This is a genomic window from Micromonospora musae, from assembly GCF_003626545.1.
Lineage (GTDB): Bacteria > Actinomycetota > Actinomycetes > Mycobacteriales > Micromonosporaceae > Micromonospora > Micromonospora musae.
In genome coordinates, this window is the sequence record NZ_RAZS01000017.1 from 37,316 (window position 1) to 56,225 (window position 18,910).

Genomic DNA, 18,910 nt, shown 5'->3' on the forward strand with positions numbered 1-18,910 from the left:
TGCAGGAACGGCATTTTTCAGCCGTTCTTTTTTTGTGCCTGAATTCTGAAAGATAGCGTGCCGCGGCCGGCTCGCCAACTGAACGAGCCGGCGGCCACCGCCACCGGCCCAGCTTCACACGACGGCGCCGCCGGCGTTGTGCCGGCGGCGCCGAACTATCTCGATTGTCGCCCCACGGGGCGGGCGTGGCTCAGCTCAGCCGCGGGCCGCCTCGTAGAGCCGCTCCGGCGTCACCGCGCCGGCCAGCACCCGGCCGTCGTCGGTGAGCAGCACGGTGAACAACTTCGAGGTGAAGAGCCGTCCGCTGCCCCACTCGCCGCTGACCGCGGGGAGCGAGCCCAGCACACCGGCGAGCTCGGCGCCGCCCGGCTTCTCGGCCCCGGCCTTCGCGCCGGCCGCGTCGATGCGCGCCACGAGCACCGTGGTCCAGCCCGTCCCGACGGTGCGCACCTGCGGGTGCTCCGCCGTCGCCGGCCGGCGGGCCGGCAGGTCCGCCCGGTCCGCCCGGTCGGCCTTCTCCTCGCGCACCGTCACGCCCGGCGGCGGGTTGAAGCGGAACTGGTCGGCGTCCGGACGGCGGAAGTCGACCTGGGTGAAGGCGACCTCGAAGGCCGGCTGGTCGCTGCCGGTGGCGAAGAGCTCGAACCGCAGCGGTACGTGTTCCTGCGAGTCGATGGCGATGCGCACCTGGTGGACGAGCGAAGCCTCGTCACGCGGCTCCAGCACCAGCTCGTACGCGTCCCGGCCGGCGACCGTGGCGGCCCGCCCGACGCTGACCGCCGTGCTCGGCTCCATGGCCGCCAGGGCCTGGTCGGCGGCTTGCGCGGGGGTGACCGGCAGCTCCGGCGCGCCGTCGCCGCTCGGCTTGCCGGCGGCGTCGCCACCCAGGGTGCGGTGCGTCGCCGTGTTGCTGCGGCTGTCCCAGCTCCACAGATCCCGGCCGTTGCGGATCAGGTCCCGCTCGCCGAGCGTGTCCAGCAGCGCGATCCGCTGCCGGTCCGGGCCCGAGTGCCAGACCCGCAGGGTGTGCGTGCCACTGGCCAGCGCGGCCAGCTCGTTGCTGCCGGCGGCGAGGCCCGCGACCGGCGGCAGGCCCAGGTCGGCCCGCTGCACGACCGTGCCGGAGAGCCCTTCCAGCTGGGCGGTCTGCAGGTCCACCAGCAGTTGCGCGGCAGTGCGGGGCGGCAGGCTCGGCTCGGCCTCGGCGGCGAACGTGCCGACCGCGGCGCCACCACCGATCACGGTGATCGCGGCGGCCACCGGGACCAGCCAGCGCAGAACTGGGCGGCTCTTCACGACGGACATGTGACACCTCCTGGGTACATCCTGCCTGGTGCCCGCTGTGACGGCGCTGAGAGCGGCGGATCCGCGCCTCCGCGCCGCTCCGGGTGTGCTGCGCGTCACGCGCGGCGGCTGCGGCGAAAGCCGTCGGGTCCGCTGCTCCCGTCGCTTCGGCTCAGCCTGTTCGGGCGCCCGTCGGCGCGGCTCGGCGGTGGATGCTCAGGGACCGGTCGGTCGACCGGCCCCGCTGAGCAACCGGTCGCCGAGGTCGGTCCGTGAGTAGAGGACCTGCCGCCCGGTCCGGCGGGAGGTGAGCAGCCCGGCGTCGCGCAGCGCCTGCAGGTGCACGCTGAGCGTCGGGGCGGAGAGCGCCATCTGGGTGGCGGCCTGGCTGGTCGACATCGGCAGGTCGAGCTGGGCCAGCAGGGCGGCGCGGGTCTGCCCGAGGACGCCGGCGAGCGCCGAGCCGGCCTGCTCGGCGCGCTTCTCCCAGAGGCGGCCGAGGCCGCGCGGGGAGTAGGAGACGCTGGGCGACTCGGGCTGCGCGGTGCGCACCAGGACGTCCGGCCAGGCGAAGGCGCACGGTACGAGGATCAGGCCGCGCCCGTCGCAGTCCGCGTGCCCGTCGTAGTACTTGGCGATCCGCAGCGTCTGGTCGGCGAACGTCACCGACGGGTGCAGGTTGCTCATCATCCGGTCGACGCCACCGTCGGCGAGGGCGTCGAGCCGGTAGGCGATGTCGTCGTTGAGCAGCGCGTCGATGCGCGGCCAGTCCGGGGCGATCGCGACCCGGTGGTACGCCTCGATCGCCTCGGTGACGGGGCCGAGGCCCGCGTCGGGCCGACGCACCAGCGCCTGGAGCAGGGCTTGCCGCGCCTCGTGGCCGGCGCCCTGCTGAGCGACCCGGTGGGTGGCCAGGTGCGCCAACTCCTGCGCCACGACCGCCGGATCGGCGTCGGCGAGCTGTGCGAGCGCGTCCGCGAAGGTCGACGACCGGCGGCCGGGCGCCAGCAGCAGGAAGTCGGGAATGTAGCCCTGCGGGCGTACCAGCGCGCGCAGCAGGTCGAGGTCGCGTTCGCGCAGCCGGCCCGCCCGGTCGGCGAAGCGGTCGATCCAGGGCCCGTGCAGGTGTCGTCCCCGACTACCGGCCGCCAGCGCACGTAGGCTGGCGACGGTCTCCGTGAGCGGTGACGCGGCGAAGCGTACGCGGGTCAGGTCGGCGGCCGTGAAGTGCAGCTGGATCACGCAGGTGCCTCCCCTGATTAGGGCTGAGCCTAATCGTGGCCGGGCGCGACGCACCACTACAGACTGAGCACAGCCAATCGGACAACGGATAGGACATCGAGGATGCGCACGCTGATCTACACCGCCTTCGTCTCGCTCGACGGCGTCGTCGACTCTCCCGGCGGCGGCAGCGAATCGGAGAACCACCGCAGCGGCGGCTGGACCTTCAAGGACATCGAGTTCCTCCCCGAGGCGTACGAGATCAAGGGCCGGGAGACCGAGGAGGCGACCGCGCTGATGTTCGGCCGGGCCAGCTACGAAATCTTCTCGCCGGTCTGGCCGGACATGGAGGACTTCGCCGCCCTCAAGGACCTGCCGAAGTACGTCGTCTCGACGACCCTCGGCGAGGACGCCCTCGTCGACAACTGGGGTGACATCACGATCCTGCGTTCGCTCGACGACGTCGCGAAGCTCAAGGAGACCGACGGCGGCCCGATCATCATCCACGGCAGCGCCACCCTCGCCCGCAACCTCTCCGACGCCGGGCTGATCGACCGCTACCACCTGCTGGTCTACCCGCTGCTGCTCGGGGCCGGCAAGCGGATGTTCAGCGGCACCGACAAGCCCAAGCAGATGCTCAAGCTGCTCGAGTCGGAGACGTACTCCAACGGCATCACGAAGTTCGTCTACGACGTCGTCCGCTGAGGCGGCCGCGGCTGCGGCCGCGGCCGGCCGGTCGCGGCCGAGTGGCACCCTTGACCCGTGCGGCTGCTGGTGGTGGAGGACGAGGCGCGGCTCGCCGCCTCGCTGCAGCGGGGTCTGCAGGCGGAGGGCTTCGCGGTCGACGTGACGTCGACCGGCCCGGCCGGGCTGGACGCGGCGCGGGGCGGCGGCTACGACGCCATGATCCTCGACGTGATGCTGCCGGGCTTCTCCGGTTACGAGGTGGTTCGTCGGCTGCGCGCCGAGGAGCACTGGCTTCCGGTGCTGATGCTCTCGGCCAAGGACGGCGAGTACGACCAGGCCGACGGACTCGACTGCGGAGCCGACGACTACCTCACCAAGCCCTTCTCGTACGTGGTGCTGCTGGCCCGGCTGCGCGCGCTGCTGCGCCGGGGCGCGCCCGAACGCCCGACCGTCCTGGCGGTGGGCGATCTGCGGCTCGACCCGGCGCGGCGGCGGGTGACCCGCTCCGGCGCGGAGGTGGCGCTGACCGCCCGTGAGTTCGCGCTGCTCGACTACCTGATGCGCCGCCCCGGTGAGGTGGTCTCCAAGACGGAGTTGCTGGACCACGTCTGGGACGCCAGCGTGGAGACCGCACCCAACGCCGTCGAGGTCTACGTCGGCTACCTACGCCGCAAGATCGGTCGGGAGCGGCTGGAGACCGTCCGCGGCGCCGGCTACCGGCTCGCCACGTGAGTGCGCTGCCGCGTCCGTGGCCGTCCACGCTCGGGCTGCGCGGTCGGCTCATGGCGATCGGCGTCTTCGGCCTCTCGATCGGGCTGGCCCTCGGCGGGGTGGTGCTGCTCGGCGTCCTCGGCTTCGTGTTGCAGCGCAGCGTCGACAACGAGGCGTTCCGTACCGCCGACGCGGTCGCCCTGCTCGCCGCCGAGGACGCGCTGCCCGATCCGCTGCCGGTGGCCGGCGGTCAACTCCGGGTCCAGGTGATCGACGGTCAGGGGCGGGTCCGCGCCGCGTCGATCGACGCCGACCGCCTGGTGCCGATGGTCGGCCCGGAGCGCCTCGAAGCGCACCAGCGGCAGCGCCTGTCGATGTCGGGGGAGCGGGCCGGGCTCGTCGGCCCGGTCCGGGTCGTGACGGTGCCCGCCGGCACGGCCGCCGACCCGCTCACCGTCCTGGTGGCGAAGTCGATGACGGACGTACGGCACAGCACCCAGGTGGTCGGCACCAGCCTGCTGATCAGCTTCCCGCTGCTGGTGGCGGCGCTCGCCGTGGTCGCCTGGCGGGTGGTCGGGGCGACCCTGCGGCCGGTGGAGTCGCTGCGCCGCGGGGCAGAGGAGATCACCGGACGAGCCGGGCCGGACCGGCTCCCGGTGCCCGCCTCGCACGACGAGGTGCACCGGCTCGCGGTCACCCTCAACGGCATGCTGGACCGGCTGGAGTCGGCCCGGCGGCGGCAGCGGGCCTTCCTCTCCGACGCGGCCCACGAGCTGCGCAGCCCGGTCACGAACATCCGCACCGAGCTGGAGGTGGCGCGCCGGCTCGGCGAGCGTACGGACTGGGCGGCGGTGACCGACAACCTGCTCGCCGACACCGAGCGGCTGGGTCGGCTGGTGAACGACCTGTTGCTGCTGGCCCGGCTCGACGAGTCCGGCGGCCCGGATGCGCCCGGCGGCGTGACCGGGGCGGGCCGGAGCACCGGCGGCGGCCCGGACGGGCCCGACGGTGTCGGCCCGGTCGAGTTGGGTGAGCTGCTCGCCACGGTCGCCGCCCGCTACCCGTCGCCGCCGGTCCGGGTGCTGCCGCCGGACGAGCCGCTGTGGACCGTGGGGCACGCGGACGAGCTGCACCGGATCTTGACCAACCTGGTGGAGAACGCCGTTCGGCACGCGCGTGCCCGGGTGGTGCTGGCCGCCGCGCCGGTGGGCGCGTACCACCTGGTGACGGTGACCGACGACGGACCCGGCGTTCCCGTCGCGGACCGGGACCGGGTCTTCGACCGGTTCACCCGGCTGGACGACGCGCGGGCCCGCGACGCCGGCGGGGCGGGGCTGGGCCTGTCGATCGTCCGCGAGCTGGTGCGCCGAGCCGGCGGAACCGTAACCCTCGCCGACGCCAACGCCGACGACCCCGGGCTACGGGTGTCGCTGCGCCTCCCGACCCTGCCCCCCGACACCCCCTGACCCCCCCCGCCCCCCGCGCAGCGCCCCTCCGCACTTTCACGGAAAGAGTGGCTATTCCGGAGCGGATAGCCACTCTTTCCGTGAAAGTGCGCGGATCTTGGGTGGGGGGTGAGGGCGCGGGTGGGGTCGGGGTCAGCGGCGCTGGGTGCAGACCTCGTCGGCGGCGGCGACCGTGTCGGTGGACCAGACGACCGCCACCGTGAAGCAGTAGTCGTTGCTGGGGGAGAGCCCGTAGACGATGAAGCCGGTGGTGCCGGCGGGCAGGTCGGTGAGGGCGCTCTTGGGCTGGCCGGTCCGGCCGCCCGAGATGACCACCGGCCCCTCGCCGCCGGCCGGGTAGGTCCAGCGCAGCGCCACGTTGTCCCGGTTGTCGCGCAGGTTGACCCCGGTCGGGGGTGCGCCGACCGGAGCGACGGCGCTCACCGTCGGGCTCGGCGCGCCGCTCTGCGTCGTGGCCGTCGCCGTGGTGCCGGCCGGGGCGGAGGCGCTCTCGGAGGGTGGGTCGTCGCCGCCGCCGACCCGGGACACTCCGGCGATCACCGCCGCCGCACCGAGCAGCACCACGACCACTCCGGCCACCACGAGCGGGGCGAGTCGCCGTCCCGGGGGCGCGGGCGTCCGGTGCACCGGCACCGGCAGCAGGCGCGACGGCCGGTACGGCTCGACGTCGCGCCGGACCCGGTGCACACCGTCGGCCTCGTCCTGCCCACCGCCGAGCGCCATCACCGCCGGTGGCACGGCGCTCCCGGCGGGCGCGACGGCGTCGTCGACCGGTGGCGCCTGACCGGCCGACGGCGCATAACCCGTCGGTGGCGTGTGGTCGGCCGGTGGCGCATCACCGGTCGGTGGCGCGTGACCGGCCGGTGGCGGGTAGCCGGTCGGTGGCGGATAGCCGCCGGTTCCCGCTCCGGCGAAGGGCGGTGTTCCGTCTCCGGCTGGGGTCGTCCACCCCGCCCGCTGCGGTCCGTCGTCGTGGAACGGCGGCGTCCCAGTGCCGCCCCCGGGCCCACCCCACGGCCCGGTGCCACGGTCCGGGGCCGGATCCTCGGAGTGTTCCGGCGGCCACCACTGCTGCTCGGGTGCGGTCGGGTCGTCCACCGGCTGGCGTGGCACGGGGACGGTCCGCCCCTCCGGCTCCGGCGGGGCGTACGCGGGGGCCTCCCCGTAGGACGGGGTGCGGGCGGCGGGGACCACCGGCGCGTCGGGCACCTCCGGACAGCTGTGCTCGGGGTTGGCGGGAGCCCGGGCCAGTGTCGCGACCTGGGCGGCGAGCGGATCTTCGGCGGGGAGGTGCTGCCGGCAGAGCTCCCGGGCCAGGGCCAGGTTGTCGTGGGCCTCGGCGAACTGCCCGCAGTCGCGCTGCATCGCGCCGAGCCGCGCGAGCATCTTGATGCCGCTGGGGTGCCCGTCGCCGTACACCTCGCGGTGCAGCTCCCAGGCGTCCTGGAGGCGGTCCCGCGCGGTCCGGCACTGCCCGCGGGCGTACTCGACGGTGGCCAGGTCGGCGTGGGCGGCGAGCACCCGCAGGGACTCCGGCCCGTCCTGCGCGGTCAGCTCGATGATCACGTCCTGGTAGAGCCGGGCGGCTCGCGAGTGGCTGCCCACCCGGTGCAGCACCGCGGCCAGGGTCGCGGCGGCGGCCACCGTACGCGGGTCGGAGTGGCCGTGCAGCCGGGTGTGCGCGGCGTACGCGAACGCGGCCCAGCCTCGGGCGGAGTGCGGTTCGCCGAGGGCGACGAGCACCCGCGCCTGCAGGCTCGCCGCGTCGGCCAGTTCGATGGTGGCGTTCGCCGGGCGCGGGTCGGCGTCGCTCAGCGCGTCAGAGAGCAGCCGTTGGGCGCCGGCCAGGTCGCCGGTGGACACCAGGTGGTGCGCCTGGTCAGTCAGGTCGCCGAAGCCGGAGGGCACGCCCCATCGTGCTCATCCGACAACGGTAAGTACAAGACCCGCGCCGGTGTGGATGCGTCTGGATTAGGTCAGGTGAGCGGCGATCGTCTCGCTGATCCGGCGCAGCTGGTCCACCTGGGCGGGGGAGAGGACGTCGAACAGGTGCCGGCGTACGCCCTCGACGTGGCCGGGCGCGGCGGCGGCGAGCGTCTCGAAGCCGGCCTGGGTGAGGTGTGCGTTCTGGCCGCGCCGGTCGGTGGGGCAGTCCTCACGGCGTACCCACCCGGCGGCCTCCAGGCGGGCGACGGCGTGCGAGAGGCGGCTGCGTGACGAGCCGGTCGTCTCGGCCAGGTCACTCATCCGCATCCGGCGCTGCGGCGCCTCGGAGAGGCGGACGAGGATCTCGTAGTACGCGTGCGGCATGCCCGCGTCCCGTTGCAGCTCACGGTCGAGGGCGTCCATCACGCCACGGGAGGCGGTGAGGAAGGCGCGCCAGGTGTGTTGCTCGTCCGGGTTCAGCCACCGCGTCATGACAACCATCATAACCCCGATAGTTGAACGCTCAACTAAATCGGGCTACGGTTGGGGCCATGGGAATCCACCGGCTCAACCACGCGGTCCTCTACGTCAGTGACCTCGCCCGCAGCGTCGCCTTCTACCGCGACGTGCTGGGCTTCCGTCCGGTCGAGATGACCCCGGACGGCTTCCGCGGCGCCACCTTCCTCCAGGCGCCCGACTCCACGAACGACCACGACCTCGGCCTCTTCGAGATCGGCGCCGCCGCCGGCCGCTCGACCGCCGGGCGGGGCACCGTCGGCCTCTACCACCTGGCCTGGGAGGTCGACACCCTCGACGAGCTGGCGGCCACCGCCGAGCGGCTCGCCGCAGCCGGCGCGCTGGTCGGCACCTCCGACCACGGCACCACGAAGAGCCTCTACGGGCAGGACCCGGATGGGCTGGAGTTCGAGGTGGTCTGGCTGATCCCGGCCGACCTGCTGGACGACGCCGCCCTGTCGGCGCGGAAGCGGATCGGCCGCCTCGACCTCGACCGCGAGCGGCAGCGCTACGGCGGCCAGACCCGGGGCGGGGTGGGCATCTCCGTGCCCGCCTGACCGACTCGTGCGGTAGAACGTCAGGATGCCGAGCGATCCGACCACCACCGCCCTACGAGAACTGCTCGTCCGCCAGCTGGAGAGCTGGCTGCCGGCGGCCCGGCAGCGTTCCCGGCGGGCCACCGTGGCCCTGGCGTACGCGCACCGCGACGTCGACTCCGCCGAGGCCGCGCTGCGACTCGTCGCCGGGCAGGCCGACCGGCTGCGCGGGCTCCGGCTCACCGTGCTGGTGCTCGCCGACGCGGCGGCGGACCTGCCGGCCCGGCTCGGCCCGGTCGAGGCGGGCCTGCCGGCCGACGTCGCCGTCCACGTCGTGCCGGGTGACCCGAGCCGGCTGCCGGTCGCGTTGAAGGCGGCCGGCGCCGCGGGCGCCCCGCTCTTCTCCTTCCTGGACGCCGATGCCGGGACGGCAGGTGTCCCCGACGCGGCGGTGCTGCGCGCGGCGGCCGGCGGCCGGCCCGCCGAGGTCCTGCTCCGCGCCGGCCGAGCCGCCCGCGTCGAGCTGGACGCGGTGGGCTTCCCGCTGGTGACCCAGGTGGAGCTGGCCGCCGTCGACGGCCCGACCGAGTCGGTCACCTTCGGCACCGGTTCGGACCGGAGCTTGGAGGCGTTCAAGGAGGCGCTCTGGACGGCCGGGGACCTCGCCGGCGTACGGCTGGGCGACCCGGGCGGGCAGCTGCACGACGTCGCCGGCGACCCGGATCTCGACCCGCTCGGCCGGGAGCTGCTCGCGGAGCTGGCCCGCACCGGCCCGCGTACGATCACCGAGCTGCGTCGCCACGCCCTGCTCGCCACCGTCCACCGTTCGTCGGACGCGCAGCGGGTGCTCACCGACCTGCTCGCGGCGGGCGTGGTCACCCGCGACCCGGCCGAGGGACGGCTCGGCGGCGACGTGATCATCAGCCCTTCGGCCGGAGCACCTGCCTGATCAGCACCGACAAGCCGGCCGGTTCCGGGGAAACCGATCCGACGAAAAGGGGCGGGGTGCCGGCGTTCCCGCCGGCACCCCGCCCCTGTCCTCACCGGATCAGCGCCGGGACTTGTCCTGCTTCCAGGAGAGCGGACCGGGAAGGTCGACCCGGTGCGCCCGGGCTCGGGAATTCCAGGACCACCGGCCGATCTTCACACTCCACGAGGAGAAGCCGTTCTCGGTGAAGTTGAGGATCAGCGGTCCGATCTTCTGCCGCTTGCGGAACATCACACCCATCGCCGGGCTCCCTTCCCCGCCGTACCTGCCGTCGGCGGGAAAGATGCCCGCATCGGCGGTTCGGGAAACGCCCTTCCCGTCCACCATGGAGTCGACAAGGTCGGCGCGGGGCGCGACCGGCTCAGCGCGGCGGAGCGGACGGCTGTGGGTGGACCCGGCGCGGTTCGGTGACCGTACGGGGCCGAACAGCCCCGTCCGGCAGGGGCTGCTCGCGGGCGGCCCGGAACGCGCCGGGGCTCTGCCCCGTCTCACGGGTGAAGAACCGCCCGAAGTTCGTCGGTTCGGTGAAGCCGAGCCCCCGGCCGATCCGCGCGATCGGTTCGTCGGTCGCCGCGAGCAGCCGGCTGGCCTGCAACGCCACCCGCTCGTCGATCAGCTGCTTGGCGCTGCGCCCGGTCACCGCCAGGCAGGCCCGGGTGAGCGTACGCACCGAGCAGCCCAACCGGTCGGCGTAGTCCTCGACGCGGCGGGTGTGCCGGTAACCGCGTTCGACCTCGCGGCAGAGGCGACGGAAGGTGACCTCCTCGGGGCGGGACGTCGACCCGGTGACGCCGGCCAACGTGAGCCGCAGCAGCAGCACGGCGAGCTGGTGACGCAGCAGCCCACGCGCGGCGGGAATCGTCCGGTGCCGGACGGAGTCCACAGCGAGCTGACTCACCTCGCTGATCACCGCGTCCTCGTCCTCACCGGCGAGCTGCCACCAGGTCGGTACGGCGTCCGGGTCGACGTCGAGCCCCCGCAGAGCGTTGGCGTCCCAGCGCACCACTGTGGCGTCGAGCTGCGGGCAGGGGCAGCGCAGCACCTGCCCGGCGCGCACCCGCAGGAGGGTGCCGGGGCGGCAGGGCAGCGACTCGAAGTCCAGCTCGATGTCGCCGTGCCCGCCGGTGGCCAGCACCAGCAGGTCCCGGTCGACGAGCACCGGTCGGCGCCAGCCCGGATCGCCGGCCAGACCGGCCAGCGCGAGGGTGTCGATCTCGGTGGCGACGGTGAGGCTCGTGGCGACCGTTGCCGGGGGGTACTGACCGGAGAAGACCATCGGAACCGACGTTAGCCCGCGTCGCAGGTAGTCGCACCCCTCGCCCCGCCCCGGCCGTCGTAGCACCTGAGCGGCGCGGGTGGGCTCGGGGCGGCGGGCTCTTGTCCCGGTCCGTCGGGCCGGGCTACGTTACCCGGCGGTAGCGCCGGTGGGTTGCGACGGCAGCGCCACGTCGCGACCGGCCGTCGCCGGGCGGGTCGGCCGGCGACGAACCGGTCACTCGCGAGGGGATGAGCATGACGGAGCTGTTCTCGGTCGAAGGCAAGACGGTCCTGGTCACCGGGGGATCCCGGGGCATCGGTCTGATGATCGCCCAGGGCTTCGTCCAGGCCGGCGCCCACGTGATCATCTCGTCGCGCAAGGCGGACGTCTGCGCCGCCGTCGCCGAGAAGCTCTCGGCCGAGGGGAGCTGCGAGGCGATCCCCGCCGACCTCTCCAGCGACGCCGGCGCCGAAGGGCTCGCCGCCACCATCCGGCAGCGGTACGACCGGCTCGACGTGCTGGTCAACAACGCGGGCGCGACCTGGGGCGCGCCACTGGAGGCGTACCCGGAGAGCGCGTTCGACAAGCTCTGGGCGGTGAACGTCAAGGCCGTGTTCCGGCTCACCAACGCGCTGCTGCCGGCCCTGCGCGCCGCGGCCCGCGCGGACGACCCAGCCCGCGTGATCAACATCGGCTCGATCGACGGCATCCGGGTGCCGTCGATGGAGGTGTACGCCTACTCGGCGACGAAGGCGGCCGTGCACATGCTCACCCGCAGCCTCGCCCACCAGCTCGCCGGCGAGCAGATCACCGTCAACGCGATCGCGCCCGGCCCGTTCGAGAGCAAGATGATGGCGTTCGCGCTCGACGATCCGGCGTCCCGGGCCGCCATCGAGCAGCAGGTGCCGCTGGGGAGGATCGGGCGGCCGGAGGACATGGCCGGCACGGCCATCTACCTCTCGTCACGAGCCGGGGCATACCTCACCGGAGCGGTCATTCCGGTCGACGGCGGCATCACCACCCACGGCTGAGCGCCGACCGGCCCCGGGGGTGGTGGGACGGTCGGCGTACACCTGGGCGTGCCGGAGCCGCGCGGACTCGGCAGATCCGCGCGGCCCCTGTGGCCGGATGGCCGGTGTTACCCGGTGTGGCGGTCAGCGGCCGGCGAGCAGCCGGGTCACCGCCGTGTCGACGTCCAGGTGTTCGGCCTCCCGGCCGCGCGGGACGACGACGTACGTCCGCCGCAGGAAGCGCACCAGGACGCTCCGCGGCACCTCGAAGAGAGCGTTGCCGTCGGGTGACGACAGCGCGAGCGCGACGAAGTCGCCGCGCGGAGTGGCCCACGGCCACACCCGGACGTCCCCGATCCCAGCCGGCTCGTCGAGCCCGGTGACCAGCAGTTCGCGGGCGAAGGACCAGCTCACCGCCTCGCCACCGGCCGACTCGGCATGGAACAGGACATGGACCGCATACGGGTCAGCAGGGTCGTAACGCAAGCTGGCACGCACCGGCAAGGCGGTGGCGTCAGGCGCGACGAGCCTTAGCGACGTCTCGACCTCTACGGTCGTCGGTCGGATGACACTCATGGACGTTCTCCCCCCGGCACCGCTGCGGAACGCGCGTGTCCCGCTTTTCCCATACTCAGGTGCTACTCCTGGCTACGCTCCGCCATACGCTGACTTCACCCAGTGGTGGGAAGCGGTTCGGAAAGGCCTCCTGAATGTGAAAATTCATGTAGGATTTCCGGTTCCGCCCAGTGCGTGGTCACGCTCGGCGTCGGGTGGCTCAGTCGTCGACTTACTCCGGTAACGTCCAGTCGTCGGAAGGGGTGACGGTCCCGAGCGACACTAGGGGGTGAAATGGTCACGAACCGATCCTCAGTGGATCCGATCGCGGCGCCTCGCCCACCGAAAGTCGCGGTCCGAAGAGCCAAAAAGCGGGGGTATGCAGTGCCGATGGATCAGCACGACCGGACCGGTCGGCGAGACTCCGGTGGAGGGGCGCCGGAGCCCGTCGAGGGGGCCGTCGCCCTCGCGGACCGGAAGCGCCCCGGCTGGCGCAGGCGCGCCTCGATCGGCCTCGAACTGATCCGCGCCAATCCCACCGGCCGGATCACCCTCAAGATCCTCATCACGATCGCGGGCGCGCTCGTGGTCACCGTCGGCATCGCCCTGATTCCGCTGCCCGGGCCGGGCTGGCTGCTGGTGATCGCCGGCCTCGGCATCTGGGCCATCGAGTACCACTGGGCCCGAAGGCTGCTCGCCTTCACCCGCCGGCATGTGCAGGGCTGGACCAGGTGGGTGACGCGACAGTCACTCGGCGTGCGCTTCCTGCTCGGCCTGGTCGGCCTCGTCTTCGTGGCGGTGGTGCTCTGGCTCTCCCTGAAGTACAGCCTCGGCATCGACGTGATCGCCCGCGTCATGCACTACCTCGCCACGAACTGACCCCGGATTCGCGGACGAGGCGGCGGATCAGGTACAGTCATGCGCGCTGAGGGCGATTAGCTCAGCGGGAGAGCGCTTCGTTCACACCGAAGAGGTCACTGGTTCGATCCCAGTATCGCCCACGCAGGTAGAAGGCCATTCCCATTCATTGGGGGTGGCCTTTTTGCCGTCCGTACAGCAATCGAGATCGATGTGCGGGTGCATTGTCGGGAGGACGGCGGCCGTGACGGACGTGCTGAGGGTCCAGGATCTCCGCCGGGTGTGCGGAGTGCTGCTGACCGCGGTTGAGGAACGATTCGGCGCGGAGATCGATCTGTCGGGCGTCGGTGTCGACTACTACTGGAACGTCGACCTGCGGTCCGCGTTCGAGCTGGCGAATGACCCGGCGTCGGAGATCGACGTCGGGCAGGGCAGTGATGATGTGGCCGAGCTGCTTGCGCTGCTGGGCCGTCCGGCGGACGACCTGCCGGTGCTCTGGCACGACCTGCAGCACCTCGCCGGTGTTCTGCGGCTGCTGGCCTACCTCGACCTGCCCGCCGTCAACGCTGGCGACCGCTGACGGAGCAACCGGCGTTACCTGTGCCGCCAGTTGCCGCAGGTCGCCCCACCCGTGGGCGGGTGCGAATCTGGGCCATCGTGGACGGCCGGAAGGCCGTGCCGGGCTGCTCAGCGGATTCGGGAGACCAGCACAGCAGCCGGTGCGATCGAGAGTTGGCAGGACTTGGTCCGCACCAACGGCAGGAAGGCCGCGTGTCTAGAGAGCGATGTGGTGCTCGACCAAGCGTGCGACCGACCCGCTGTACTCGGTGAGCGCGAAGCGCCGATATTCGTCGGTGGGGTGCACGGTTACATCGACAGTGCTCCCGTCCTCGGAACGCAGCATGAAGACGGGATCGAGATCGCACAGGAATGCGAAGCCGTCGCGGTCCTCGTCGTCTTTGCTGACGAGGCGACCACGCGCATCCCAACCGGCGCCGGCCGTGGCAATCACGACGGACACCTCGATGCTGCCGAGCAGGGTGGAGGAGTTCGCCCACCAGTCCAGCCAACAGCGGCCCTCGAAACGGTCCATGCCGCGCATCCTTCCAGGCCACGCCCGGCCGTCTGCGTGTCTACTCCCACCGGATGCTTGACAGATCCGTCCCAGGTTGCGGTCAACGGTCTAGGACCCGCTGAGGACGGCCTCTATGTCCGCTCCGCGCTGCACAACGACGGCGTTGGTGCGAAGATCCTCGGGAAGGTGTTCGCGCTGCCCTTCATTGGTCAGCATTGCTGGGCAATCCGGCGGCACGACGACGGCGTCGGCCAGGCCCATGAACGTGACGAGCATGTCGAGGACCATGCCGTTGGAGAACCGGTTGATCAAGAATCCGTGGAGCACATCGTCGGTGAGCGCGGCGTAGAGGCTCGCATCGCCACCGTCCGGCGCAGTGACATGCCAGTAGTCGAACTCCGGCTCTGTCCGGTCGATGTACGGCTGGAACGCTGCCCGGAACGCGCTTCCCGGCATTGACGCCGGCTCGCCGCGTTCGAACCGCAGGATGAACATGTCATAGCTCACGCGCAGCAAGCTACCGCCCCAGCTGAACCTGATCATGTTCAAGCGTCTGGTGGGACGCTACTGGCAAGCGGGTCCCGTGACTGCTGACTGAAGGAGGGGCTACTCACGAAGACGCCTACGCCTGGCAGGGCCTCATTCATGCCCTTGATCCGTAGCACCTGCATGGCGCGGTCGATCACGGGCTCGGTAACGGCGTATCGCTCGATCAGCTCTCGGCGGCCGCGCAGCTCGTCGGCGTGCTGCTCGCTCAGGACCCGGCCAGTGTCACGGTCGACGGCGGCGGTAGTGCTCGTGAGGCGGATCGGGCGGGAGCAGCCGCCAGCGGGACTGGTGTGCTCCAGCCGGCCGAAGAATTCCTGCGTGGCGGCGCGGTGCAGGGCTTGGGCGTCGCGGCCGGCGGCGAGAGCGGGCCGGTACCGTAACCAGGCCAATGTCGAATCGGGGCCGCCGTCGGGCAGCTGTGTCGGGGCTCAAGTCCTGCGTGACAGACCAGTCTCGGGACGCGGGTGACACGTCCGGCTAGATCGCTGCACGAAGGATGGCAACGAGGCCGTCGGTGGTCCGTTGTGCGTCGAGTCTGTCCGCTTCGGCAGTCCACCCCTGATGCCACGGCCCCCCGGGGCCGGCGACGAAGAGCAACGCCTCCAGCGCGGGCGCAGCCAGACCCGACGCCGACGTGGGCAGCGGTGGCATGCCTGCCCCGTCCGACAGTTCCGCCAGGTGACGTTGTAGGTGCTCCCCGCCGGGAAGGGCGGCGGCTACGAGTGCCGCCGCCGCGACTACCTCGTCAGGGAAGAACTCCCGCCAGAGAAGGCCGCGGTTGGCCAGGACGTAGGTGAACATGTGCTGGAGCGCGTCGAGGTGCTGCTCCAGCGGCTTTCGGCGAGTTCTTCAAGGAAGTCCAGGGCGCCGTCGCTGCTGAACGGACCGGTTCCGAACGTGCCCACCTCGCCCCTCTCGTCCGAGGACAGCCACCGTTGCAATCGGCGAGCGCTACAAGATCGTGCGTAGCGTAGCGCCCTATTACATAGGTCCTAAGATTCGGCAGCCGGCAGCCGGCTGTCTAGTCCCACCAGATGCTTGACAGCCAGCCTTGGTCTGCGGCGAAACTTCGCAGGGCACGAAGACTGGGAGGGTGCCTTGATCTCGACGGAGCTGGAGCTCTTCGCGGACTACTGCCAGATCCACCTGTTCGATGACGGGTCCATGACCGATCTTGGGGATGCCTGGACGGAAGAGGCTGTGCTCGACCACCTTGCCGTCGACACGGACGCCATGGCGGTCGGCACCACCGTCAACGTCAACGTGGCCGTGACCGTGGAGATGTTGGAGGCAGCGCCAGAAGACGACAGCGCGGAGTTCGACCATGTCGTGGAGGGAAGCCTGCAAGTTCGCTCGGGCCGACTCGTCGTCATGGGCTGCACCGACTACGAGCCGGAGGCAGCGCGGTTCGGGGTAGCGGCGGGACTGGTTCGTGTACGAGCCGCGAGGAGCAACCTGGCCGAAGCAGACCGTGCCGGCATCGATTCCGACGATGATCCGGCGACCACGGAGCGACTTCGACTGCAGGTATGGCCTGGCCCGCATGCTGACCCAGTTGTCATCAAGCGCTGGGAGCCGCTGGAGGCTTAAGGTCACCCGCCGACAAATGCTGCCCAGATTGAGTATGGCAAGCATCTGGTGGGACGCTGCGGGAAAGGCCGTGCTGGGCCGCTCAGCGGATTCGGGAGACCGGCGCGCTGGCCGGCGAGATTGAGAGCCGGCGGGATGTGGTCCACATCAGCGGCAGGAAGGCCGCTCGGCATCTCCGATGTCGAGTCCAGCGACCCGGTAGGAAGGCCGCGTTGGCGTGCTCGACGATCGCCAGAGTGGCACCGGGTACCGACAGGTCAATCCGCCGTCGCCTCCGAGGCTGCGGCGGGACGGCAGGCTGGCGGCCGTGCCGAGTCTAGGACCTGCGTTACAGATCAGTCTCGGGACGTGGTGAAACATCCCGGTGGGCGCCCTCGTCTCTGTCGCTCGACGGGGCCGGCGTAGACCCACCCGTCGAACACAGTGGCACGGAAGCGGCGACGGCCGCTTCCATTACTCCCGTCTCGGCCACGTATCCGGGAGATCGGACCGCCGGTCCAAGCCAGCCCCTGACGGTGGCTGCCACTGCGGCACGTGGCGGTTTGGCCGGCACCATGTGGTGGCCTCTCGACCAGACGAGCAGCATTCCCTTAGTGGTGCTGATCCTGGTCGTGACCATGGTGATTCGTCGGCCCTTCTGGTCCCAGGTGTGCCACAGCGCCCACCCTTGAGGCCGTGCCTCAACGCCCAGCCGCTCGCAGATGTCGACGTACTCCTGCTTGCTCAGGGCGGTCGTGGGACGAACCAGCAGGGCCCCGGCTAGGCCGACAAGCGGGGTGTCCGGGTCAACGCAGCCATCATCCTCGAAGTGGTGGTGCCGTAGCTGGCGTGCCAGCGCGTTCACGGCACGCTGCAGAGGCGTCGCATCGTCAGGATCGGGATCAAAGCTCAGCCAGCCCTCGTCCAGCGCCCGATTGGCGACGTCATTGGCAAGCAGCTCTATCTGGCGGAGGTACTCCGCCTCGGTGGGGTCGCTATCCGGCACCAGTTCACCCTGCCAGGCAGGCTTACGGTCATCCACTCCGTTACGGGCTCGTCTGCCGCCTGTCTAGCCCCACCACATGCTTGACGGATCCGTCCCAACTGATGCACGACGGTTGACCTAGGTTCTATGGGCGGGCCGAGCGTGGTCGTTGGGCTCGGAGGGCACGGGAGGATGGCGATGGACTATCGGGAGCTGTTCGACAAGCTTCACCGGAGGCCGGGCATGTTCGGGCTAGACGGCTCGTTTGGGCAGTTCACAGCGTTCTTGCAGGGCTACCGGATGGCTGACGCTCGACTGTTAGACGGGTGGCGCGAGTGGCTGGTCATCCAATTTGACGCCGGTAACAACCTGACGTGGCAGGCACTCGCCAGACGGCTCGCTACTCCCGAGGAGTACTCCCCGCTCCTGCCGCTCGATGACGTTCAGAACCGTGCCGCAAGCGACACCCTGTTCAGGCTGTTGGATCGCTTCCTGGCAGAGCGCGAAAGCAGCGGAGGCGCTTCGGCGATCAAGGCCGCTCACCAGGCGTGGATGGAGCGCCAGAGCTGGTACCGGCCCGATGGATCGGCGTAAACGAGGCGCGACGATCATGTCAAGCGTCTGGTGGGACGCGACTGTCAAGTATGTGCCGTGACGGGACAAGCCAGGTGACGGAGGACAGCCAGGTGACGGCCGGTGTGGGAGGACTTTCTGTACGTCCATCAAGGCGGCCCTTGACGGGCCGCACGCGCCGCCGCCTGGGCGCGCGCCGGCCGCTGCCGCTGTCGCTGTCGCTCTGCGGCGGTCGCTCCTGATGCCCGGCGGCTGGCGCGGATAGCGGGGAGCCCGGAGGGCCGCCGCAGCACGACAGACCGTTGACCGGAGAAGGGTGGGCCGGCATCCGGCCGGGCCGCGCGGCCACGAGCACTCGCGGCGTAGGGGAGCGCACGCCGGCTGCGTCGGCGAGCTGGGGGCGGTCGCGGGGTGGCGGTTAGGGCGCCTCCGGCGGGGGTGCTCCGGCTTCAGGATGGCCGGGGCTCCGCCGGCAGCTCGCGGTCCGTGGGTGGTTGCGGAAGGGGAGCTATCCCGCCTGCCGCGGTGTCACGAGGCGCGCGGCAGCGCGAGCCAGTCCTGCCAGGTGATGTCGCGGCCCAGATAGCGGGGCTGCTGAAAGGGCCAGTCGGCGGCGATCCATTGCGGCACCAGCGCGTCGAGCGCGCGCTCCACCTCGCCGCCGACGAGGTCGTCCACCACCCACCAGGAGATCTCTCCGTCCGAGCCGGTGCGCTCAGGCGGGTCGATGTAGACGCAGCCAAAGATGGCCGTCTCCTCCTCGTCCAGCAGCGCGTAGTTGAACGACTGGTGCGCGGCTATCTCTTTCTCGTGCCGCAGCAAGTCGATGCGGTCCTCTTCATAGGTCATCGTCTCCAGGGGCCAACCCCAGGCCGGGCCGAAGACCTCCCACAAGCGCTCTCGGGAGCCCATCACGGCGGGGTAGTCGATCGCGGTGTCCGCCTCCCGGATAGGCCGCAGGTGAAGCGCGGTGTTCGGCACGGGCACGTAGACGGGGTGGACGAAGTCCTCAGGCAGCCAACTCATAACGGGCGAGGCTACAACCAGGCGGCGCGGGATGATCCAGGCGGCGCGACCGCTCACCGGCGTGATCAATCCGATTCCCAAGCTGACAGTGCAGCTTCAATTCCAGTTACCTCCTTC

The 18,910-nt window shown here is 71.4% G+C and carries 22 protein-coding genes, 1 tRNA gene and 1 pseudogene; 11 read left to right on the forward strand and 13 right to left on the reverse strand.

Features of this window, described 5'->3' with window-relative positions; translation table 11 throughout:
• Nucleotides 1-195: 195 nt before the first annotated feature.
• Together D7147_RS30870 and D7147_RS30875 are read right to left on the reverse strand one after the other, a co-directional pair.
• Nucleotides 196-1,305, reverse strand: a complete 1,110-nt coding sequence (locus D7147_RS30870) for a LolA family protein (RefSeq protein ID WP_120684077.1) — start codon at nucleotides 1,303-1,305, stop codon at nucleotides 196-198.
• Between the two features lie 195 nt (nucleotides 1,306-1,500).
• Nucleotides 1,501-2,526 (reverse strand): ArsR/SmtB family transcription factor, encoded by a 1,026-nt coding sequence (locus tag D7147_RS30875; protein ID WP_199734305.1) that lies wholly within the window; start codon nucleotides 2,524-2,526, stop codon nucleotides 1,501-1,503.
• Nucleotides 2,527-2,628: 102 nt separating this feature from the next.
• On the opposite strand from D7147_RS30875, the gene D7147_RS30880 reads away from it, so the two are divergent.
• From D7147_RS30880 to D7147_RS30890, 3 genes are read left to right on the forward strand one after another with little or no spacing between them, the layout of a single operon-like run.
• Nucleotides 2,629-3,210: a dihydrofolate reductase family protein gene (locus D7147_RS30880; protein WP_120684079.1), complete on the forward strand. Its 582-nt coding sequence runs from the start codon at nucleotides 2,629-2,631 to the stop codon at nucleotides 3,208-3,210.
• Nucleotides 3,211-3,267: 57 nt separating this feature from the next.
• A complete protein-coding gene (locus D7147_RS30885) occupies nucleotides 3,268-3,924 on the forward strand; it encodes a response regulator transcription factor (protein ID WP_120684081.1) in 657 nt (218 codons plus the stop codon).
• A gap of 50 nt (nucleotides 3,925-3,974) precedes the next feature.
• On the forward strand, nucleotides 3,975-5,369 hold the full coding sequence (locus D7147_RS30890; protein WP_120684199.1) for a HAMP domain-containing sensor histidine kinase: 1,395 nt from the start codon (nucleotides 3,975-3,977) through the stop codon (nucleotides 5,367-5,369).
• Between the two features lie 132 nt (nucleotides 5,370-5,501).
• Here the strand turns inward: D7147_RS30890 and D7147_RS30895 are convergent, their stop codons facing one another.
• Both D7147_RS30895 and D7147_RS30900 read right to left on the reverse strand, forming a co-directional pair.
• On the reverse strand, nucleotides 5,502-7,277 hold the full coding sequence (locus D7147_RS30895; protein ID WP_120684083.1) for a tetratricopeptide repeat protein: 1,776 nt from the start codon (nucleotides 7,275-7,277) through the stop codon (nucleotides 5,502-5,504).
• Between the two features lie 63 nt (nucleotides 7,278-7,340).
• On the reverse strand, nucleotides 7,341-7,796 hold the full coding sequence (locus tag D7147_RS30900; RefSeq protein WP_120684201.1) for a MarR family winged helix-turn-helix transcriptional regulator: 456 nt from the start codon (nucleotides 7,794-7,796) through the stop codon (nucleotides 7,341-7,343).
• 50 nt (nucleotides 7,797-7,846) lie between these two features.
• Between D7147_RS30900 and D7147_RS30905 the strand changes: the two genes are divergently transcribed.
• Together D7147_RS30905 and D7147_RS30910 are read left to right on the forward strand one after the other, a co-directional pair.
• The gene (locus D7147_RS30905) at nucleotides 7,847-8,368 is read left to right on the forward strand and encodes a VOC family protein (RefSeq protein WP_120684085.1); all 522 of its coding nucleotides are present in this window, start codon (nucleotides 7,847-7,849) and stop codon (nucleotides 8,366-8,368) included.
• A 25-nt stretch (nucleotides 8,369-8,393) separates the two neighbouring features.
• A complete protein-coding gene (locus tag D7147_RS30910) occupies nucleotides 8,394-9,296 on the forward strand; it encodes a hypothetical protein (protein WP_120684087.1) in 903 nt (300 codons plus the stop codon).
• 99 nt (nucleotides 9,297-9,395) lie between these two features.
• On the opposite strand, the gene D7147_RS30915 is transcribed toward D7147_RS30910, so the two are convergent.
• Together D7147_RS30915 and D7147_RS30920 are read right to left on the reverse strand one after the other, a co-directional pair.
• A complete protein-coding gene (locus D7147_RS30915) occupies nucleotides 9,396-9,575 on the reverse strand; it encodes a DUF4236 domain-containing protein (RefSeq protein ID WP_076471474.1) in 180 nt (59 codons plus the stop codon).
• Between the two features lie 121 nt (nucleotides 9,576-9,696).
• Nucleotides 9,697-10,611 carry a helix-turn-helix domain-containing protein gene (locus D7147_RS30920; protein WP_120684089.1) on the reverse strand — a complete coding sequence of 305 codons (915 nt, stop codon included), beginning with the start codon at nucleotides 10,609-10,611 and terminating at the stop codon, nucleotides 9,697-9,699.
• A gap of 236 nt (nucleotides 10,612-10,847) precedes the next feature.
• Here D7147_RS30920 and D7147_RS30925 point away from each other — a divergent pair, with 236 nt between their 5' ends.
• On the forward strand, nucleotides 10,848-11,624 hold the full coding sequence (locus D7147_RS30925) for a glucose 1-dehydrogenase (protein WP_120684203.1): 777 nt from the start codon (nucleotides 10,848-10,850) through the stop codon (nucleotides 11,622-11,624).
• Nucleotides 11,625-11,747: 123 nt separating this feature from the next.
• Here D7147_RS30925 and D7147_RS30930 read toward each other — a convergent pair whose 3' ends face one another.
• Nucleotides 11,748-12,179, reverse strand: a complete 432-nt coding sequence (locus D7147_RS30930; protein WP_053653619.1) for an SsgA family sporulation/cell division regulator — start codon at nucleotides 12,177-12,179, stop codon at nucleotides 11,748-11,750.
• Nucleotides 12,180-12,452: 273 nt separating this feature from the next.
• Here D7147_RS30930 and D7147_RS30935 point away from each other — a divergent pair, with 273 nt between their 5' ends.
• The 3 genes from D7147_RS30935 (at nucleotide 12,453) to D7147_RS30945 (ending at nucleotide 13,596) form a co-directional block, all read left to right on the forward strand.
• Nucleotides 12,453-13,037 carry a TIGR02611 family protein gene (locus tag D7147_RS30935; protein ID WP_120684090.1) on the forward strand — a complete coding sequence of 195 codons (585 nt, stop codon included), beginning with the start codon at nucleotides 12,453-12,455 and terminating at the stop codon, nucleotides 13,035-13,037.
• Between the two features lie 50 nt (nucleotides 13,038-13,087).
• Nucleotides 13,088-13,159 (forward strand) — tRNA-Val (locus D7147_RS30940).
• A gap of 101 nt (nucleotides 13,160-13,260) precedes the next feature.
• A complete protein-coding gene (locus D7147_RS30945) occupies nucleotides 13,261-13,596 on the forward strand; it encodes a hypothetical protein (RefSeq protein WP_120684092.1) in 336 nt (111 codons plus the stop codon).
• Nucleotides 13,597-13,791: 195 nt separating this feature from the next.
• On the opposite strand, the gene D7147_RS30950 is transcribed toward D7147_RS30945, so the two are convergent.
• The 4 genes and pseudogenes from D7147_RS30950 to D7147_RS30965 all read right to left on the reverse strand — a co-directional run bounded on the left by D7147_RS30950 (nucleotide 13,792) and on the right by D7147_RS30965 (nucleotide 15,441).
• A complete protein-coding gene (locus tag D7147_RS30950; RefSeq protein ID WP_120684094.1) occupies nucleotides 13,792-14,109 on the reverse strand; it encodes a hypothetical protein in 318 nt (105 codons plus the stop codon).
• Between the two features lie 90 nt (nucleotides 14,110-14,199).
• Complete coding sequence (locus tag D7147_RS30955; protein WP_147434591.1) at nucleotides 14,200-14,598, reverse strand: hypothetical protein; 399 nt, start codon at nucleotides 14,596-14,598, stop codon at nucleotides 14,200-14,202.
• A gap of 38 nt (nucleotides 14,599-14,636) precedes the next feature.
• Nucleotides 14,637-14,828 (reverse strand): annotated as a pseudogene (locus tag D7147_RS33610) (hypothetical protein); the annotation flags it as partial.
• Nucleotides 14,829-15,117: 289 nt separating this feature from the next.
• On the reverse strand, nucleotides 15,118-15,441 hold the full coding sequence (locus D7147_RS30965; RefSeq protein WP_120684098.1) for a hypothetical protein: 324 nt from the start codon (nucleotides 15,439-15,441) through the stop codon (nucleotides 15,118-15,120).
• 297 nt (nucleotides 15,442-15,738) lie between these two features.
• Between D7147_RS30965 and D7147_RS30970 the strand changes: the two genes are divergently transcribed.
• Nucleotides 15,739-16,230, forward strand: coding sequence for a hypothetical protein (locus D7147_RS30970; protein ID WP_120684100.1), 492 nt, complete (start codon nucleotides 15,739-15,741; stop codon nucleotides 16,228-16,230).
• A gap of 328 nt (nucleotides 16,231-16,558) precedes the next feature.
• Here D7147_RS30970 and D7147_RS30975 read toward each other — a convergent pair whose 3' ends face one another.
• Nucleotides 16,559-17,251 (reverse strand): hypothetical protein, encoded by a 693-nt coding sequence (locus D7147_RS30975; RefSeq protein ID WP_147437472.1) that lies wholly within the window; start codon nucleotides 17,249-17,251, stop codon nucleotides 16,559-16,561.
• A gap of 141 nt (nucleotides 17,252-17,392) precedes the next feature.
• Between D7147_RS30975 and D7147_RS30980 the strand changes: the two genes are divergently transcribed.
• Nucleotides 17,393-17,788 (forward strand): hypothetical protein, encoded by a 396-nt coding sequence (locus D7147_RS30980; protein WP_147434589.1) that lies wholly within the window; start codon nucleotides 17,393-17,395, stop codon nucleotides 17,786-17,788.
• 507 nt (nucleotides 17,789-18,295) lie between these two features.
• Here D7147_RS30980 and D7147_RS30985 read toward each other — a convergent pair.
• Nucleotides 18,296-18,793: a GNAT family N-acetyltransferase gene (locus D7147_RS30985; protein ID WP_120684205.1), complete on the reverse strand. Its 498-nt coding sequence runs from the start codon at nucleotides 18,791-18,793 to the stop codon at nucleotides 18,296-18,298.
• Between the last annotated feature and the right edge of the window lie 117 nt (nucleotides 18,794-18,910).

Coding starts and splice junctions, on each gene's coding strand:
- D7147_RS30925 (WP_120684203.1), top strand. CDS start 10,848: ATGACGGAGCTGTTCTCGGTCGAAGGCAAGACGGTCCTGGTCACCGGG.
- D7147_RS30900 (WP_120684201.1), bottom strand. CDS start 7,796: ATGGTTGTCATGACGCGGTGGCTGAACCCGGACGAGCAACACACCTGG.
- D7147_RS30910 (WP_120684087.1), top strand. CDS start 8,394: ATGCCGAGCGATCCGACCACCACCGCCCTACGAGAACTGCTCGTCCGC.
- D7147_RS30980 (WP_147434589.1), top strand. CDS start 17,393: ATGGACTATCGGGAGCTGTTCGACAAGCTTCACCGGAGGCCGGGCATG.
- D7147_RS30950 (WP_120684094.1), bottom strand. CDS start 14,109: ATGGACCGTTTCGAGGGCCGCTGTTGGCTGGACTGGTGGGCGAACTCC.
- D7147_RS30880 (WP_120684079.1), top strand. CDS start 2,629: ATGCGCACGCTGATCTACACCGCCTTCGTCTCGCTCGACGGCGTCGTC.
- D7147_RS30965 (WP_120684098.1), bottom strand. CDS start 15,441: ATGTTCACCTACGTCCTGGCCAACCGCGGCCTTCTCTGGCGGGAGTTC.
- D7147_RS30890 (WP_120684199.1), top strand. CDS start 3,975: ATGGCGATCGGCGTCTTCGGCCTCTCGATCGGGCTGGCCCTCGGCGGG.
- D7147_RS30870 (WP_120684077.1), bottom strand. CDS start 1,305: ATGTCCGTCGTGAAGAGCCGCCCAGTTCTGCGCTGGCTGGTCCCGGTG.
- D7147_RS30935 (WP_120684090.1), top strand. CDS start 12,453: ATGGTCACGAACCGATCCTCAGTGGATCCGATCGCGGCGCCTCGCCCA.
- D7147_RS30905 (WP_120684085.1), top strand. CDS start 7,847: ATGGGAATCCACCGGCTCAACCACGCGGTCCTCTACGTCAGTGACCTC.
- D7147_RS30915 (WP_076471474.1), bottom strand. CDS start 9,575: ATGGGTGTGATGTTCCGCAAGCGGCAGAAGATCGGACCGCTGATCCTC.
- D7147_RS30985 (WP_120684205.1), bottom strand. CDS start 18,793: ATGAGTTGGCTGCCTGAGGACTTCGTCCACCCCGTCTACGTGCCCGTG.
- D7147_RS30920 (WP_120684089.1), bottom strand. CDS start 10,611: ATGGTCTTCTCCGGTCAGTACCCCCCGGCAACGGTCGCCACGAGCCTC.
- D7147_RS30930 (WP_053653619.1), bottom strand. CDS start 12,179: ATGAGTGTCATCCGACCGACGACCGTAGAGGTCGAGACGTCGCTAAGG.